This window comes from Propionispora sp. 2/2-37 (assembly GCF_001298735.1).
Classification (GTDB): Bacteria; Bacillota; Negativicutes; order Propionisporales; family Propionisporaceae; genus Propionispora.
Window position 1 is genome coordinate 65,890 of record NZ_CYSP01000013.1, and the last position, 17,093, is coordinate 82,982.

15 protein-coding genes are annotated in these 17,093 nt (G+C 43.9%); 13 read left to right on the plus strand and 2 right to left on the minus strand.

The genetic code is table 11. From position 1 onward, the window contains the following. Positions 1–124: 124 nt before the first annotated feature. The 4 genes from P22_RS14375 (at position 125) to P22_RS14395 (ending at position 4,982) form a co-directional block, all read left to right on the plus strand. A complete protein-coding gene (locus P22_RS14375) occupies positions 125–1,177 on the plus strand; it encodes an ROK family protein (protein WP_054260927.1) in 1,053 nt (350 codons plus the stop codon). A 289-nt stretch (positions 1,178–1,466) separates the two neighbouring features. Next, entirely contained in the window at positions 1,467–2,369 is a 903-nt protein-coding gene (locus P22_RS14380; protein ID WP_054260928.1) for a GGDEF domain-containing protein, read from the plus strand. 424 nt (positions 2,370–2,793) lie between these two features. Further along, positions 2,794–3,429 (plus strand): MBL fold metallo-hydrolase, encoded by a 636-nt coding sequence (locus P22_RS14390; RefSeq protein WP_054260930.1) that lies wholly within the window; start codon positions 2,794–2,796, stop codon positions 3,427–3,429. 350 nt (positions 3,430–3,779) lie between these two features. Beyond that, a complete protein-coding gene (locus P22_RS14395) occupies positions 3,780–4,982 on the plus strand; it encodes a purple acid phosphatase family protein (RefSeq protein WP_054260931.1) in 1,203 nt (400 codons plus the stop codon). Positions 4,983–5,193: 211 nt separating this feature from the next. On the opposite strand, the gene P22_RS14400 is transcribed toward P22_RS14395, so the two are convergent. Beyond that, positions 5,194–6,141 carry a sugar-binding transcriptional regulator gene (locus P22_RS14400; protein WP_054260932.1) on the minus strand — a complete coding sequence of 316 codons (948 nt, stop codon included), beginning with the start codon at positions 6,139–6,141 and terminating at the stop codon, positions 5,194–5,196. 244 nt (positions 6,142–6,385) lie between these two features. Between P22_RS14400 and P22_RS14405 the strand changes: the two genes are divergently transcribed. From P22_RS14405 to P22_RS14425, 5 genes are all read left to right on the plus strand, one after another. Further along, on the plus strand, positions 6,386–6,922 hold the full coding sequence (locus P22_RS14405) for a PTS glucitol/sorbitol transporter subunit IIC (protein ID WP_054260933.1): 537 nt from the start codon (positions 6,386–6,388) through the stop codon (positions 6,920–6,922). A gap of 30 nt (positions 6,923–6,952) precedes the next feature. Then, positions 6,953–7,972 carry a PTS glucitol/sorbitol transporter subunit IIB gene (locus tag P22_RS14410; RefSeq protein WP_054260934.1) on the plus strand — a complete coding sequence of 340 codons (1,020 nt, stop codon included), beginning with the start codon at positions 6,953–6,955 and terminating at the stop codon, positions 7,970–7,972. A 406-nt stretch (positions 7,973–8,378) separates the two neighbouring features. Continuing rightward, positions 8,379–9,437 carry a zinc-dependent alcohol dehydrogenase gene (locus P22_RS14415; protein WP_054260935.1) on the plus strand — a complete coding sequence of 353 codons (1,059 nt, stop codon included), beginning with the start codon at positions 8,379–8,381 and terminating at the stop codon, positions 9,435–9,437. 24 nt (positions 9,438–9,461) lie between these two features. Then, positions 9,462–10,466, plus strand: coding sequence for a 2-hydroxyacid dehydrogenase (locus tag P22_RS14420; protein ID WP_216598086.1), 1,005 nt, complete (start codon positions 9,462–9,464; stop codon positions 10,464–10,466). A 127-nt stretch (positions 10,467–10,593) separates the two neighbouring features. Next, complete coding sequence (locus P22_RS14425; protein ID WP_054260936.1) at positions 10,594–11,889, plus strand: NAD(P)H-dependent oxidoreductase; 1,296 nt, start codon at positions 10,594–10,596, stop codon at positions 11,887–11,889. Positions 11,890–11,966: 77 nt separating this feature from the next. On the opposite strand, the gene P22_RS14430 is transcribed toward P22_RS14425, so the two are convergent. Beyond that, positions 11,967–12,911: a sugar-binding transcriptional regulator gene (locus tag P22_RS14430; protein ID WP_054260937.1), complete on the minus strand. Its 945-nt coding sequence runs from the start codon at positions 12,909–12,911 to the stop codon at positions 11,967–11,969. Positions 12,912–13,364: 453 nt separating this feature from the next. On the opposite strand from P22_RS14430, the gene P22_RS14435 reads away from it, so the two are divergent. The 4 genes from P22_RS14435 to P22_RS14450 all read left to right on the plus strand — a co-directional run bounded on the left by P22_RS14435 (position 13,365) and on the right by P22_RS14450 (position 17,015). Further along, positions 13,365–14,213 carry a dimethylarginine dimethylaminohydrolase family protein gene (locus P22_RS14435; protein WP_054260938.1) on the plus strand — a complete coding sequence of 283 codons (849 nt, stop codon included), beginning with the start codon at positions 13,365–13,367 and terminating at the stop codon, positions 14,211–14,213. 136 nt (positions 14,214–14,349) lie between these two features. After that, on the plus strand, positions 14,350–15,144 hold the full coding sequence (locus tag P22_RS14440) for an ABC transporter permease (RefSeq protein WP_054260939.1): 795 nt from the start codon (positions 14,350–14,352) through the stop codon (positions 15,142–15,144). Next, complete coding sequence (locus tag P22_RS14445; protein WP_054260940.1) at positions 15,144–15,965, plus strand: ABC transporter ATP-binding protein; 822 nt, start codon at positions 15,144–15,146, stop codon at positions 15,963–15,965. Before P22_RS14440 ends, P22_RS14445 begins: the two co-directional genes overlap by 1 nt. Before the next feature lie 30 nt (positions 15,966–15,995). After that, the gene (locus tag P22_RS14450; RefSeq protein ID WP_054260941.1) at positions 15,996–17,015 is read left to right on the plus strand and encodes an ABC transporter substrate-binding protein; all 1,020 of its coding nucleotides are present in this window, start codon (positions 15,996–15,998) and stop codon (positions 17,013–17,015) included. Positions 17,016–17,093: the final 78 nt, after the last annotated feature.

Below are 17,093 nucleotides of genomic sequence, written 5' to 3' on the forward strand. Positions count from 1 at the left end.
CCTGACACCTGATTTTTTTATCCTTGTCTATTGAATAAAATGATTGACAGAAAATATAATGTAATGCTATGTTTGTAAATATAATAGTTTTTATAAGTATTATAAAAAGCATTGGAGTGATGTTATGCTACCCCTAATCAATAATACGGCTAAAGTCAAACAGGTTAATGTAGAACTTGTCAAAACCGCATTGAAATCTCTGCAGTTTGGAACAAAATTGACTATAGCAAATGCAACCGGACTAAGCGTAGCAACTTGCGGGACTATTTTGAATGATCTTTTGGCGCGCGGCGAGGTCATAGAGGCCGATTTAGAGCAGTCTGGTGGTGGCCGACCGGCCCGGCGCTTTATGTATAATGCAAATTATGCCTATATCGCCTGTATTTATGTGAGTAATGAAGGCGGAATCCATAGAATAGTCCAGGTCATAGCCAATTTGATGGGTGAGATTATTGAAGAGAAGTTGTCTGAAGTCGAAAGCATTAATCATGCGGCCATAGATAAGATAATAGAAACATTACTTTGTAAATTTGAAAACATCAAAGCTATTGGTATCGGCGTACCCGGGGTTATACATAAGGGAGTAATTATTGCCTGCGATATTGGCGAGTTAGTAGGGCTTTCGTTGGCCGGCTGGTTAAAGGCTAAATACAGCCTGCCGGTTACAGTTGAAAATGATATGAATTTAATTACCTATGGTTTTTATAAAAAACAAAATTATGATGAAGATAAAACGGTTACTGTCATAACTTTTCCCCGGAATGTCTGTTCAGGTGCGGGGATCATTATTGACGGGCGTATTTTTAGGGGAAATACAAATTTTGCAGGTGAGGTATCCTATTTGCCCTTCAAGTGTTCAAGAAAAGAACAAGTCAAACTAACCAATAGTTCGGATCTTTTTTTCCCTTTAATGATAAAAACAATGGTATCTATTATCGCGATTATTAATCCCGAAACAATTGTAATCACAGGAAATCTAATCCGCTTAGATATGGCGGACGATATTTACAATATTTGCGAAGCGATGATACCTCAGGGACATATGCCGCGGATTATTATACAGGAGAATATGCAGGCTGATTATATTCATGGTTTGATTTCCATTTCGTTGGAAAGTCTTACTTGCGATTTCCAACTGGTAGAAAAAAATAGCAAGGTTTCTACTTCTTCTATGTAGGTTGTGAAATATAAACTCTCTTTGATTTTGGCAAAGTGATATTAGGCTATTCAAAAGTGGTCGCCGGTGGGTTGTGGCAACCTGGTGGAAAAGAAAAGATTCATTAAGGAGTTTATGGAAGTTCCATACTAATTTGGAATGATTAAAATGGCATGATCTATTGAAAACTAAAAAGCATTTCTTGGGTATAGAATTTTATTTTGATTGACGATAGCGGAAACATTTGTTATTATTGGGAAAATAGTAAGGCGAGAAATCAGCGTTAAGTGCTCGGAAAGGGAGAGAATAGTTGGGCGCAGGCAGTGAGACAATTGGTTCTAATGACATTGCGGAAGCTGTTCGAATTTTGGAAGATATATATGATGTTGTCCGTGTTGTCGATCCTATGCAGAATACGGTGGTATATGTTTCTAATAAAGCTGATCCTGTTTCTATGCACAGGGATACATGTTATGCTTTTTGGGAAAAAGAAAAATTTTGCGATAACTGCGTTTCCTTTCGGGCAGTAACAGAGAGAGATACCTTTGTTAAATTTGAAGTAGTGGATGGACTGGTTTATATGATCACTGCCAGTCCGGTGGAATTTCAAGGTGCCTGTTATGCAGTGGAAATGTTTAACGATATTACCAATAAGGGGATTCTTGAAAATATTGCCGGTAAGAATAGCAAAGATTTTACCAGCATTGTATTGCGTTTTAATGACGCTCTTATGCGTGATGAGTTGACTCAGCTTTATAATCGCCGTTATATTAATGAAAGACTGCCTGTTGAGATCTTCCGGAATCTGGCGGAAGAGACGCCGGCTGCTTTGGTTATTGTTGATATTGATCAGTTCAAAAAAAAGAATGACAAGTTTGGGCATGTTGCCGGTGATATGATATTACAGCAGTTTGCCCGGCTGCTAGTCGATAACATCCCCCAAGGCCTTAATTGGGCGGCCCGCTATGGCGGAGACGAATTTTTAGTGTATTTGCATCATGTCGATGGCGAACAGGCACTGGAAAGCGTAGAACGATTGAGAAAACGGATAGAAGACACACAGTTTGCCATCCCTGATGGAGTTATCGGCATTACCTGCAGCTTGGGGATTTGTACGCTGAAAAAACCAATGAATATGATAGAGTGGATTGATCATGCCGATAAAAAATTGTATGCAGCCAAGGCCGGTGGCGGAAATAAGGCAGTGCTGTGAAGGCCGGCATGGGCCGGGACAAATTCGGCAAGCTTGTCATAGTAAAGACACAAGGCTATAGACGGGCATTCGTCAATGCTTGCAGCGTTAGTGAGACCAGGTATAAACCTGGTTTTTTTATTATGGTCAGCAATGACGTAGTAGTGTTGATGATAGGAGTCCTTGATCATATGAACCCGGATGGAAGAGTTTCAGGTCTCCGGTGGTGGTTGTTACGCAACAGGATACTTATACTACCGTGTAAGTGCGTACTTGTCAGAATATCGCTTGGGTTATTATTATATTTAAAGAAGCTATGATTCAGAAAGAAGCAGTAAAGGGTAGCCGGCTTGTCCAATTAGAGTGTTAGCAATATACATATACCAAGCATAGGTGAACTCTAATCGAGCAAGCTAAGAAAAAATAAAGGAATGGAGGAAGAAAAATGAAAATTAAGTGGCTGGGGCATTCCTGTTTCTTACTCACGGCGGATAATGGTGTCAAAGTATTGACCGATCCCTTTGACAGCTCGGTTGGATATGCTGTACCGCAAGTAACTGCCGATATTGTTTCCACAAGCCATGATCATTTTGATCACAACAATATCGAAGCGGCTCAGGGAGATTTTTTTCTGGTAAATCAGAGCGGGCATTTTTCCCACAAGGGCATTGACATTACCGGGGTTGCTGCTTTTCATGATGATAACCATGGCGCTCAGCGAGGAAGAAATATCATCTATAAGTTTGTTGTGGATGGAGTACATATCTGCCACTGTGGTGATTTAGGTCATATATTGACACAGGAACAAGTACAAGAGATAGGTCATGTTGACATTTTACTGATTCCGGTAGGGGGATTCTATACCATTGACTGCAACCAGGCGGTCGAAGTTGTGAAAATGCTGCAGCCGGCGGTTGTTATACCTATGCACTTTAAAACCCCGGCTATTCAATTGCCAATCGAAGGAGTCGAACCCTTTCTGGAAAGAATGGGCGGAGTGCGATTGGAACGGCAAGAAGTCGAGTATGATAAGAAATCTGTAGGCCAGACGCCAGGCGTAATCGTCTTAGAATATGCATAAGTGCAAGGAGAGTAACTTTGATAGAAGTAAGCTAAGGCAAAGTATATTCAGGCAGCAATTTCCGTATCCCAATCCCGCCATTTTGTTTCCAGGAGCGTGTCAATGGTTGCATCGTCCATATCTTTTTCTGATCGGTTTCGCAGGTACTCCCGACAATGGTATAAGGTTGAAAATGGTATAAAAAGAAGTTCTTGTTTATAGATGCTGCATGCGGTCAGGTATAAGTTGAGAACGGAACGGATACTAACTAAAATAGGTGGTAAAGGAATATATGCTTATGCGGGCATGTAAAAAATGGGGTAGGGTATCTTGCAGAAACGAGTGCATTTATTTACTAAAGGAAAAGGTTTTTGGATAACTGTTATTCTGATTGCGCTGCTGGCGTATTTGATAGCGGGGTCGGTTTGATCATGTGGCCGCGAAATGTAACCCTTACTTGGAAGGGAGCGCCGGCTACAACGCAAACGATTACCTGGCAGACGGGCCGGTATACCATGGGAAGTAAGGTGGAGTACACGGCAGCAACTGATGATCTTCCCCCGCTTGTCATGTCTGGGTCTGCAACGCAGCTAGAGACGGATGGTGGCCTGATTATCATACATTCAACATCGTTAACCGGCCTTAAGCCGGGTACCAGCTACCGCTACCGGGTCGGTGACGGCCTTTTCTGGAGCCCATACCATACCTTTACGACAGCTCCGGCCCGGACCGAACCTTTTAAGTTTTTGTTGTTTGGCGACTCTCAGGGAAGTTCTTATCGTTTGTGGCAAGAGACTTTGCATGCTGCGTATGAAAGAAATCGTGATGCGGCATTCATGCTGCATATCGGCGATTTAGTGGATATCGGCCTCAACTACAAGCAGTGGGATGATTGGTTTCAGGCTGGCCGGGGTGTCATTGACACCATTCCGGTCGTTCCGGTTATGGGGAATCATGAAACCTATACTACAAAATGGGAAATTACCCAACCGCTTCTCTATACGGCTTTTTTTCGACTTCCCGGCAATGGCCCGGAGGCTCTGACCGGGAAAGTATATTCTTTCGATTATGGTGATGTCCATTTTAGTATCCTTGACAGCCAGTTGCAGGAAGAAGCGGAGTGGATACCGGAAATGCTTACTTTACAGAAAAACTGGCTGGAAAAAGACCTGGCAGGGACGGAGAAACGCTGGAAACTGGTCTTCCTTCATCGTCCGGTATATCATAACCGTTCTTCCGAAGCCGATCAGGATTTGCGTGATGCTTTTACGCCTTTGTTTGATCGCTATCATGTGGACGCAGTCTTTGCCGGGCATGATCACGTGTATGCCCGTTCCTATCCGCTGGCAGACGGCGTGTGGAACGGCGACAAGGGAAACGGGCCGGTTTATTTTACCATTGGGCGGAGCGGAGAAAGCACCTTCGCGCGCGCTCAGCCGAAGGATTGGAATGCTGTATTTTATAATCCGCTCGATCAGCCCAATTATATGACAGTGGAAGCCAGTGCAGAGAGTTTATTAATTAAAGTTTTTAAACTCAATGGAGATATGATCGATATGTGGAGTAAATCTTAGTATGAGCCGAATCACTTCATCATGTGCCTGTTTTCTGTAAAACGTACATGTTATTTAAAAGAAGCCCACCTTTGCCATCGGCAAAGGTGGGCTTCTTTTATTTCGGTGATCTATGCCTCGGTGAAGCTTTATGCCGCAAACCGTCATGAATAAGTCATAGTCAGTGGCCGTGGCTATTCTACTCAGGATTAAGCTGGTAGACCGTTTTCTATCAGCCTTCGGTATGCAACAAAGACGCCAGTTCGCTATCAATGACTAAGGTATTAATATAATTCCCCCTCAAGGCACCTAGAACCGCTTCCTTTTTTTGAATACCATAAGCAATTCCCACTACATTGGGAATTTGCCTTAATGTATTCAGGCTGACTCCTACCACCTTTTTGTTAAAATCGGAATCAATTTCATTCCCGTCTCTATCATAATACATACAGCCTATGTCGCCTACGGCTCCCACTTTTTTTAAATATAATAGTTCCGTTTCTTTTAGATACCCCAGCTTGCGCAACGTGCCGGAGGGAGTCATATCGCCAATACCGACAACGGCTAAATCCACGTTTGAACCTTTGTCCAAGATCGTTGAAATAACGCTCATTTTTGATAATTGTTGTTTTAACTCAAAACTGCGGGTGATCGCCGGAGCATACAATTGCAAATATTCGCAGGAAAAATGCTGGGCCATTTCAAAAACTACTGCATTGGAGTGGATTTCGAGGCCGGAGGAGCCGATTCCACCGCAAAGCGGCACGATACACAAGTGATTGTGTTCCTGGAAAGGCAGTTCTTTCGTGAAGCGCCATAACGCTTTTCCCCAGGTCAGACCGATCAAATGAACCGTTTTTAGGTTGTTTAAGAGATAATAAACGGCGGCTTTGGATATTTCATATTCCACCATGTCAAAATCTTTGCCTAAGGTTGGAACAATAATCACTTCATTCAGTTTATATTGTTTTTCAAGCAAGCGTTCCAAATTTACAGTGAACGAAGTTTCATCCTTGAAGAAATAATCAATTAAATTATAATCCCGGGCTTTATTTATTTTTCTGGAAATGATGGTGTTTGAGACATGAAAAGCTTTGGCAATTTGCGATTGAGTCAAACCTTCGATAAAATGCATATTTAATACTTTAATAAGCTCCGCCTTTTCTTCAGCCTCTAGCAATGTTCTTACTCCTTTGTTCCAAATTTAGCTTTTAAAACTATCATAACATAGATTACAGCCTAATTTGATTTTTCTAAAAATTTTTTCATTTCAGCTTATTGACATTGAAATTATAACATGCTATTCTTGTGGTGTAAATTGTTCGATATAAGAACAATTTAAACAATCCGGCCGGATTGTATGCTTACTCTGGTTGATCGGTACCGATCAAGATGCTAAAAAACTATTGTGAGGAGGAAAAAGAATGGATTTTTTAGTCATGTTGTCTGCCGGGTTTATTGGAATGTTTCAAGCGGGTGCCAATACCTTTGTCGGGTTGGCAACAGGTATTGTTCCCTTGTTGATTTCCCTGATTTTAACGGTAAATGCCCTCATCAAACTAATCAATGAGGAACGGGTTTTCCGGTTTATGCAAAAGTGCACAAGATTTTTTGTCCTGCGCTATACCTTGATCCCTTTCCTTGCCGTATTTTTTCTCACAAACCCAATGTGTTATACATTTGGGAGATTTTTAAAGGAAGAGCATAAAGCATCGTATTATGATTCAACAGTTTCCATGGTCCATCCAATTCTAGGGTTATTTCCCCATGCAAACTCGGCTGAATTATTTGTTTATCTGGGGGTTGCCCAAGGGTTTGCCCAGGTGGGGAATCAGAGTGAACTGGCTATACGATATCTTTTGGCCGGGTTTATCATCATTTTGATTCGTGGCTTTGTTACGGAAAAAATAAACTATTTCCTCTCCAAAAGAAATGACGCCAAACAAACGGTATCCGCTTAACACCTAAACTGATAAAGGGAGGCAATGATCATGAGTGCATATCAAAGCGTGAAAGTATACCAGGGAAAAGGTGGCTGGGGAGGGCCTTTCATCCTTACTCCCGACGATCAGAAGAAATATGTTATTTGTGTTACCGGCGGCGGGATTCATCCGGTTGCTCAAAAGATTGCAGAATTAACAGGAACGACAGCCGTAGACGCTTTTAAGAATCCTGTTGAAAAGGAAGAAACCTTATGCGCTGTTATTGATTGCGGCGGAACGGCAAGATGCGGTACGTATCCCCGGTTACGGATTCCGACGATCAATGTAAAACTTCAGGCACCGTCCGGTCCCTTGGCTAAATTTATGACAGAAGATATTTTTATTTCCGGAACAACGGTGGATGATATTGAATTATTAGATGCCGGCACAAGCGCCGAATTAGCCGAAAAAAAGACGGTGTCCCACGAGACAGACAATAGAAAAGAAGCCGCTTCTTCGGCCATAGCCAGCCAAACTTATTCTGCCGAGGTAAAAAAGCCAGGGATAATCGGCTTTATCGATAAGATAGGAAGAGCTGCCGGTTCTTTTATTAACATTATGTATCAAGCCGGCAGAGAGACGATTGATACCGTTATGACCAATATCCTGCCATTTATGGCTTTCGTTGCTACTTTAATCGGCATCATTAACTACACGGGTTTAGGCAATATCATTGCCACAGGGTTATCGCCCCTGGCAGGCAGTTTGATCGGATTGGTTATTCTCGGTGTGATTACCAGTTTGCCGTTTTTATCTCCGCTGCTTGCGCCTGGTGCAGTCATTGCTGCAGTCATAGGCATCCTGATTGGTTCTGAAATAGCAAGAGGGACCATTCCTGCCCACTATGCCCTGCCTGCGCTATTCGCAATCAACTCTCAGGTTGGGTGCGATTTCGCACCGGTGGGAATGACTTTGGGCGAGGCTAAACCCAAAACAATCTCTAACGGTGTTCCGGCGATTTTGTTTTCCCGGGTTATAACCGGCCCGATTGCCGTAATAGTTGCCTATCTGTGTTCCTTTGGACTATAGGAATATTCTTACTGCCTGATCAACATAGCGGATTGACAGTGACAAACAAGCTGACAACTGGAAAAAGAGTATAGCAAACAGCCTCATATGGTAGGAAAGCTTTTTCCTGTAACCATATGAGGCGAGGGGGTGAAGACACGCCCTCGCCAAAAGAATTTTCTTCTTCTTTTCTTTCCAGCGGTAGTACGATAATTTATTGTTTACAAGATTAAGTCAGACACTTAAGCCAGTTACTTGCCGATTGGAGAACCAGTCTATGATTCTATTAGTTAGTTATGACGGCACCGGCTGCATGAGGCAGCGATACATTTATGTCTTATCCCTAACACGAAAACCGGACCCATGAGCGGTTTCCGTGCCGGGAACATGTCACCGGTAGTCAAATTTATATGAGGGGGAGAATTCGATGATACCTAACAGGATTACATTTGGATGTTTAACGAAGAAAGGAGTTGCCGAAGTCCGGGAAAGAGAATTGCCGGAACTGAAAGCCGACGAGTTGCTGGTTAAACAAGAGGCCTGCAATATTTGTACGACGGATTATCAACAGTGGCAGGGCCTTAGAGAGCATCAGGGTTATCCGATGGCAGGAGGCCATGAGTGTTCCGGAGTTGTCATTGCCAAAGGCCCGGAGGTAGGAAATGCCTTTGAAATTGGCGATCGCGTCAGTATTCTGTACGATTACTGCGGTATCTGTGATAACTGCAAAGCCGGAGAAATAACCAATTGCCAGAACATCGAAATGTTCGGCAAAAATTATTCCGATGAGTATTACGGCTTGTTTGGCTTTGCTAATTATTTTATCCGTAAAGCCAAGAGCTTTGTAAAAATGAGCCCTGATCTGCCACCCGAAGAGGCGGCTTTTGTTGAGCCGTTAGGCTCTGTTTTGCACAATATGAAAAAACTTCGTATTCGTCCGGGAAAAGACACTGTGGTTGTTATCGGCGCCGGTACCATGGGCCTGTTAAATGCAGAGGTCGCCAGAGCCATGGGAGGACGTGTCATTGTCTCCGAGATGATGGATAAAAAAATAGGCATTTCCAAGAGCATGGGCTTTGAAGTCATCGATGCGAAAACGGAAAATCCCGTGCAAAGAGTCATGGAGTTTACCAACGGACAGGGAGCCGACATTGTAATTTTGGCTGTAGGTGCGACAGCGGCGAATAGCCAGGCGCTTGAAATGATTAAAAAACGGGATGGGAAAATTTCTTTGTTCGCGGCGGGCTATCCTGCTCCGCAAATGACAATCGATCCGAATACGATTCATTATAAAAAAATTGAGTTGATAGGAACATTCGGTTCGGATCTTGACGATTATAACAATGCTGCCCGTATGTTAAATGAAAAGCGGGTCGATGTTTCTAAACTTGTGGAAGAGAAAATTCCCCTGGCTAGAATACAAGAAGCATTTGAAAAGGCCAACCCCGGTAATTACAGGGTTTCTGTTACGCTGAACGCAGATTGACTGTCAAATGGAGAGGAGAAAAACATGATGCTGAAATGCTTGGCAATTGCCGATTTATTTATTGACAAAAATATGATGGAAAAAGGCCTTCAAGAGCTAAAACAAAAAAATATTGACATTACGATTAGACAGTGGCAGCATAAAGATTTAGAAGCATTGCAAAGAGATAACATCCGGCTGGAGAAGCAGGGCAGCGAAGCCGTTTTGTTGCCGGAAGAGCTATTAGCCGGCGTTGAGGAATATGATTTTATTATTACCCAATTTGCTCCGGTCGGCAAACAAGTCATCGATAAAGCAAAGAAATTAAAGTTTATTGGAGTACTGCGGGCGGGTATTGAGAATGTGAACAGTGCCTATGCCCGGGAAAAAGGAATAACCGTTTTTAATACTCCGGGCAGAAGCAATACCAGTGTTTCCGAGTTTACTGTAGGACTTATCCTCAGCGAGATCAGGAATATTGCCCGTGCAAACAAAAAGCTGAAAGAAGGAAAATGGCAAAAACAGTATCCGAATGGAGTGCTTGCTCCGGAACTTAAGGAATCCATAGTGGGCTTAATCGGCTATGGGGCTATTGGACAACGGGTAGCGAACTTAATCCGGCCATTTGGCGGAAAAATTATTTTCTTTGACGACTATTATACAGGTGAGTCACCGGATACCAAGGTTTCACTGGATGAATTAGTAAGACAGGCTGATATTATTTCCATGCATTACCGCTTAACGCCGGAAACTAAAAATATGCTCAATAAAGAACATTTCAGCAAAATGAAAAAGAATGCGGTGGTTATTAATAGTGCCCGGTCCGGCTTAATCAATGAGCAGGATTTAATTGAAGCTCTGCAGCAGAAACTCATTGCCGGGGCGGCTGTCGATGTGTTTGACAAAGAACCATTGCCTGAAGGCCATCCTTACCTGACTTTGGAAAACGTTACCATAACTCCCCATATTGCCGGTTCAACCGTTGGCAATTTTGGAAATTCCCCCAGTATACTGGCGAAACGTATGATCAACGAGTATCTTGCAAAATAAATAAAAAGCTTGTAATCGTTAGCGGCTCTTACGGTGCTGCTAACGATTACATTCTAATAAGGGCTGCTTCCGTGCAAAGCAGACAACAATTGGTAGTGTAAAAAATAAAACCGAAGGGGATCAAAGTATGTTAAACATGAATCAAAAACTAATAAAACGCCAGCAGGATGGTAAGATCATTCGGACAGGCATTGTCGGAGCAGGTCAAATGGGACGCGGTATGGTAACCCAAATGGTAATAATGCAGGGAATCATGCCGGCCATTGTATCCGATATCAACGTGCAAAATGTGGTTAACGCCTTCCATTATGCCGGAATTACCGACGACCGGATTGCCGTTGTGGATAGCCTTGCCGAGGCCAATACACAAATGGAGGCAGGGAAATATGTGGCTACTACGCAGGCAGACTTTATTTCGCAAGCAAATTTGGTAGAGTGTGCCATTGATGCGACCGGTGTACCGGATGTAGGTGCTAAAATTGCAACAGATGCCATCAGAAACGGCAAACATGTTGTCATGCTGAATGTGGAAACAGACGTAGTGATTGGACCGTACCTGAAAAAACTGGCGGATCAACACGGCGTTATCTACACCGGGTCCGCCGGTGACGAACCGGGTGCCGTCATGGAGCTTTATTGTTTTGCTAAAGCCATGGGTATGGACGTAAAGGTGATGGGAAAAGGCAAAAACAATAAATTGGATTATGATTGCAACCCCGATACCGTTCTCGAAGAAGCCACCCGCCGGAAAATGAGCCCCAAGATGCTTTGCGCATTTAAAGACGGCACGAAGACCATGGTGGAAATGACGGCTATGTCCAACGCAACCGGACTGATTCCCGATGTAATCGGCGGGCATGGTATTGCAGCGGGACTTAAGGAACTGCCGGATTTATATAGACTGAAAAAAGATGGCGGTATTTTACATCAACATGGTGTTGTCGAATATGTAAATGGTATTGCCCCCGGAGTATTTGTGGCCGTTTCCACCGAGAATGAAGAGATTGCTTACCAGATGCGTTATCATAGCATGGGGAATGGTCCTCTGTGGATATTATACCGCCCGTACCATCTATGCAATCTGGAAACACCGCTGACTGTTGCCAAGGCAGTAATTGACGGCGAATCTACGATCGTGCCGATGGACGGTCTTGTCAGCGAATGCATCACGGTGGCCAAAACCGACTTACAGGCAGATCAAACAATTGATGGCATTGGCGGTTTCACAACCTATGGTTCCATCGCGACGGCGGCGGAAGCGAAGGCAAATGGCTATGTACCTTATGGCTTGGTAACCAAGAAAACCCGTATGTTAAAACCTGCTAAAAAAGGTCAGCTCCTGACCAGGGATATGGTGGACCTGGACCAGGATACTCTGATTTACAAACTCCGTAAGGAGCAGGATGCCATGTATAATAAGTAAATGATGTGTAAGAAAGCCACAACGGGCTGCCGAACTTCCAGGTGAAGTTTGACAGCCCGCTTGATTTATGAAAGTACCTAAGGCATGTCCAAAAGGGAAAGCGCGGTATCTTCATTGGTGATAAAACTATTCAGGTACTTATGCTTTAATGAAATATAGGCACTTGCCACTTTTTCTTTTTCATAAGCAATACCAACCACTTCAGGGATGGCACGCAATTCTTTTAAGCCAATTCCAATGGTCCGTAAATTAAAGGAACAGGAGATTTCATTCCCCATTTTGTCAAAAAAGCAGGAAGTAATATCGCCCGCAACATTCGCTTTTTCCAAGGCAAGTACGTCCTCTTCCGACAAGTAGCCTACCTTGCTAATGGTTGCCGACTTACTGGCAACTCCGATTCCAACTACAGCAAGATCAACCTGTCTGGCTTCCGATAAGGTTTGCGCTATCTCGGGAATTTGCAGCAGTTGTTCCTTCATCTCCAAAGTCGTGGCAATGAAAGGGGAATAGAGATAGGAATAGCTGCACATTAGCTTTTTGGACAATTGCGTTACCAGATCATTCGAGTGGATTTTTTTAGTTGATGCACTAATTCCGCCAATCAAAGGGACGATATGCAAGTTGACAAAAGGACGGTAGGGAAACTCAGAAACCAAATCAAACATAGTATTTCCCCAGCCGATTCCCAGCGAGGAAATGTGCGGCAGCCGCCTGGTAAGGTATTGCACGGCGGCCTTCATAATATTTGCTTTTAAAGAACTAAGGTTTGTATTATTGGGAATAACCTTGATATACGTTAACTCAAATTTCTTTTTTAGTTTATTTTCCAAACTCAGTGTTGTTTCCGTTTCACTTTCTATATAAAAGTCAATAATTCCGGTTTCTCTTGCTTTCTGCAGCTGTTTCGAGACAACCGGGCGGGAAACGCCCAGTTTGGCGGCAATTTGTTCGTGGGTCCATCCGTCTATATAATACCAGGAGGCAATCTTAGTCAACTGTCTCTTTTCGTTCCAGGTTAGCATGATATCCTCTCCCTAACAACACTGTTAACGTTATATTTCCTATCGTATAAGTTCGCCAAAATAAATACCTTTTATTTATTTAGTACAAGAAGCTGATTAACCATCTCAGTACATAGCTGCTAATCATATATTCGGCAAATTAGGAATATTCTCCTTCGTTGGGCATCACCGGGTTTGTTTCAGTAATCTCCGGCTTAAACCGTTGGCGCAGGTTCTGGACAAATGATACATGTGAAGAAGACCGGAAGGGTAAGGCTAAGAATTTGTGCACGGCGCTGTAAAAAGCGATAAAATCTTAGGCGGACCGGCCATTGTTAATTAAACTTATCATGTATATAATAACGTCATCAACAAAAATGCTATAACAAACTGTATGGCAATGGCGCCTAAGCTTATGGATATTTCTGCAAAGCGGCGCAAGCTGTACAGTTTTTCTTTTGAAGGGAGATTGCTATGACTTATGTGAAAAATGCAACCAATACGTTAAAAAAAGTCTTATTGTGCCCACCGACATACTTTGAATTTGAACCCATCAATGTAATTACGGAAGACTGGCTGAAAAAGGGGGAAAAGGTAAACAAAGCTGAATGTATGCGTGAACACGCTGATTTTGTGCAGGCTTACCAGGAAAATGGCGTGGAAGTCGTTCTGATGGACCCGGCACCGGGACTTACCTATCAAGTCTTTGCCAGAGATTTCGGAGCCTGTGTTGCGGAAGGAATTATCATGGGAAGATTCAGGGAACCCTGCCGCAGCGGGGAAACGGTTACATATGAGACCAAGATAAAAGAATTGGGAATTCCGGTCATTGCCAGATGCACAGCAGGCGCTTTTGAAGGCGGCGACTTCTGGATGCTGGATGAATATACAATCGTCCATGGGATCATTGCCAGGACCGACAAGGCCGGCTGTGACAATGTGGCGCGCCAAATCAGGGAATTGGGCTATACCATGGTCGGCGTTCCGTGCCACCGGGAAAATTTGCATTTGGATATGTGCTTTAATATGGTTGCCGATAAAGTAGCGGTGGTCTGCAAAGCGGCTTTGCCGGATTTCTTTCTGAAAATGCTGGAGAAAAGACGGTTTACTCTAATTGATGTGCCACAGGAAGGGGTTTTCTGTCATTATTGTAATGTGCAGGCCTTGGGCGACGGAAGGGTTATCTCTTTTACCAATAATAAGATTGTTAATGAAAAAATGCGCTCCCTCGGCATTCAGGTTACTACGATCGACCTTGTGGAAATTCTTAAAGGCGGCGGTGGACCGCATTGCATGACCTTCCCGCTTAAGAGAGCCGAATAAAATAACATATCATACGAAGGATTAGGCAAGGGCGCTTAATAAAATGGAAGTTGCTCATTGCCTTTTTTTATTGTGGGATAATGAACCGAATGACGGATGAACGCGGCGAACAGGTACTTGTTTAGGAGGAGAAACAGTGAAATATGATTTTAGATTACGCCAACCGGTCGGCAGGAAAACCTATCTTACGATTTCGGTTGCCACATTTATAACTGTAATTCTAGGCTGGAGTTTAATTACAGCCAGCGGTCTCGTAAAGCCGATGTTCCTGCCGGAGCTATCCAGTGTTTTTGCCAACATCATGGAGGGCATAAAGGACGGGAGCCTGGGTGAGAATACGGCAATCAGCATCTATCGCATTACCATGGGATTTCTGGCGGCCGCTGTCCTAGGTATACCGCTGGGTATTTTATGTGGCTGTTTTAAAAAAGCGGAAGCTGTAATCGGACCCTTGTGCGAATTTATCCGTTATATGCCGGTACCGGCATTTGTTCCACTGGTTATGGTTTGGGCAGGCATCGATGAATTGGCGAAAATAGTAGTTGTGTTTATTGGAACTTTTTTTCAGATGGTCTTAATGATTGCCGATGATACGGCGTCCGTTCCGGAGGATTTGCTATCTGCCAGCTATACGCTGGGAACCAAACGCTGGGCCACGATTTTTAAAGTACTGATTCCGGCCATGGGGCCAAGAATCATGCTGACCTTACGGATTGCCATTGGCTGGGCCTGGACCTATTTGGTTGTTGCCGAGCTTGTGGCTTCCAATTCCGGCCTGGGCTATACCATACTCAGGGCACAGCGCTTTTTCCATACCGATGCCATTTTTTCCGGTATCCTGGTCATTGGAATTCTGGGGTTAATCACCGACCGGCTGTTCGCCCTGGCGATAAAAAAGATGTTTCCCTGGGATGAAAGGAGCGATGCATAATGGAGGCAACATCAGACTATGAAAATGATACCTTCCCGTTGAGAGAGAGCCGGGCAGTCAAGATTATGCTGCGCAACATTGACAAGGTATACAAAACCAGAAAATCCGAATTTACCGCTATTGAGAATGTAAGTATCGATATTCAGGAAAATGATTTTGTATGTATGATCGGGCCCTCCGGCTGTGGGAAGTCCACCTTGCTGCACATGCTTGCCGGGCTTGATTTTCCCACACGGGGAGAAATTATTGTCAACGATAAAAAGGTAACCTGCCCGGGGGCGGACCGTGGCATGGTATTTCAGACCTATACATTGTTTCCGTGGATGACCGTGGAGGAAAATATAAAATTCGGTTTAAAGCAAAAAAAGATGGCGCCGGTTCAAATGGATGCGATTGCGGATAAATATCTCAAAAGTATCAGACTGACTCAGTTTCGCGGCAGTTATCCCAAAGAATTATCAGGAGGTATGAAGCAGCGGGTGGCTATTGCGCGAGCCTTAGCCAATCAGCCGGAGGTGCTCTTGATGGACGAACCATTTGGTGCTCTGGACCAGCATACCAAAAGTAATATGCAGCTGCTATTGCGCGAAATCTGGCAGCGGGAACGGCCGACCATTGTATTCGTTACCCATGATATTGACGAGGCCGTATTCCTGGCCAATAAGATTATTGTTATGTCCACGCACCCTGGCAGAATCAAGGAGATTATTCCTGTTGACATGGGACAGGACCGCAGCCTGGACATAAAGGACACTCCGGAATTTATCAAGGTCCGCAAATATATCAATCATTTGCTTTATGCCGGTGATCAGGAAGCATAAATGGATTGAAAAAATAGGAGGGAAAACATCATGCAAAAGAAAATGGTAAGCGGTTTATTGTTCCTCAGTTTATTGTTGACCACGCTCATTGCCGGTTGTGGCGGCACTCATTCTACAGAGAAAGCTGCAGGCTCGAAAGAACTCATGAAACTAAGTCTCGGGTTTACGTCCTGGCCGACCAATATGCTTGCCTATGTAGCACAGGAAAAAGGGATTTTTCAAAAGAACGGTCTAGAGGTCTCCCTGAAGGAATTTCCATCGACGACAGAAAGCAGTAACGCCTTTTTAGCCGGAAACCTGGATATGTGCACGTATCCGGCACCGGATACCATTCCGCCGGCCAGTGAAGGCGCTCATTTCAAAGTGATTATGATGACGGATAAATCTCTTGGATCCGATGGACTGGTATCCAGACCGGAAATTAAGAGCATTCAGGATTTAAAGGGGAAAACAGTGGCAACGCAGCTTTATAGTGTCGATCATATGTATTTGCTGACTTTGCTTGATAATGCGGGGATGTCGGCTCAGGATATAAAAATTGTGGATATGAATATGGCCGATGCCGGCAGTGCTTTTCTGGCCGGTAAGGTGGACGCGGCATCGATTTGGGAACCTTATTTGAGCAAGGCGGTGAATGGCGGCGGGAAATTGCTCTATTCTACTAAGGACAATCCGGATTTGATTACCGATTGCGTTGCTGCTTCGGCAGCCGTTGTCAAAGAACGTCCGGAAGCAGTTACGGCTTTTGTGAAAAGCTGGAATGAAGCAGTACTGTATTGGCAGAACCATCGGGATGAGGCGGAAGCGATCATAGCAAAACGGATGAATGTCACGCCGGAAGAATGCCGTGCCATGATGGACACGCTGCATATTGCAACAGTCCAGGACAGTGTTGAAGGTTTTACAAAGACGGAAAAATCTTCGTATTGGGGCTTTACCCAGCAGAAAATTGTTTCTTTCCTCAAAGAGCTGAAGGTAATCAAAAACGACGTTGAGGCTGCTTCGCTTATCGACGATACCTTTGTCAAAAAAGTCGCAAATGAAAAATAGCCGGTTAGGGCTTGTTTGTAAATAACGGAATGATCCATGGCAAGTGATTTCTGCAACAGACGGGCAACATTCTGCAGG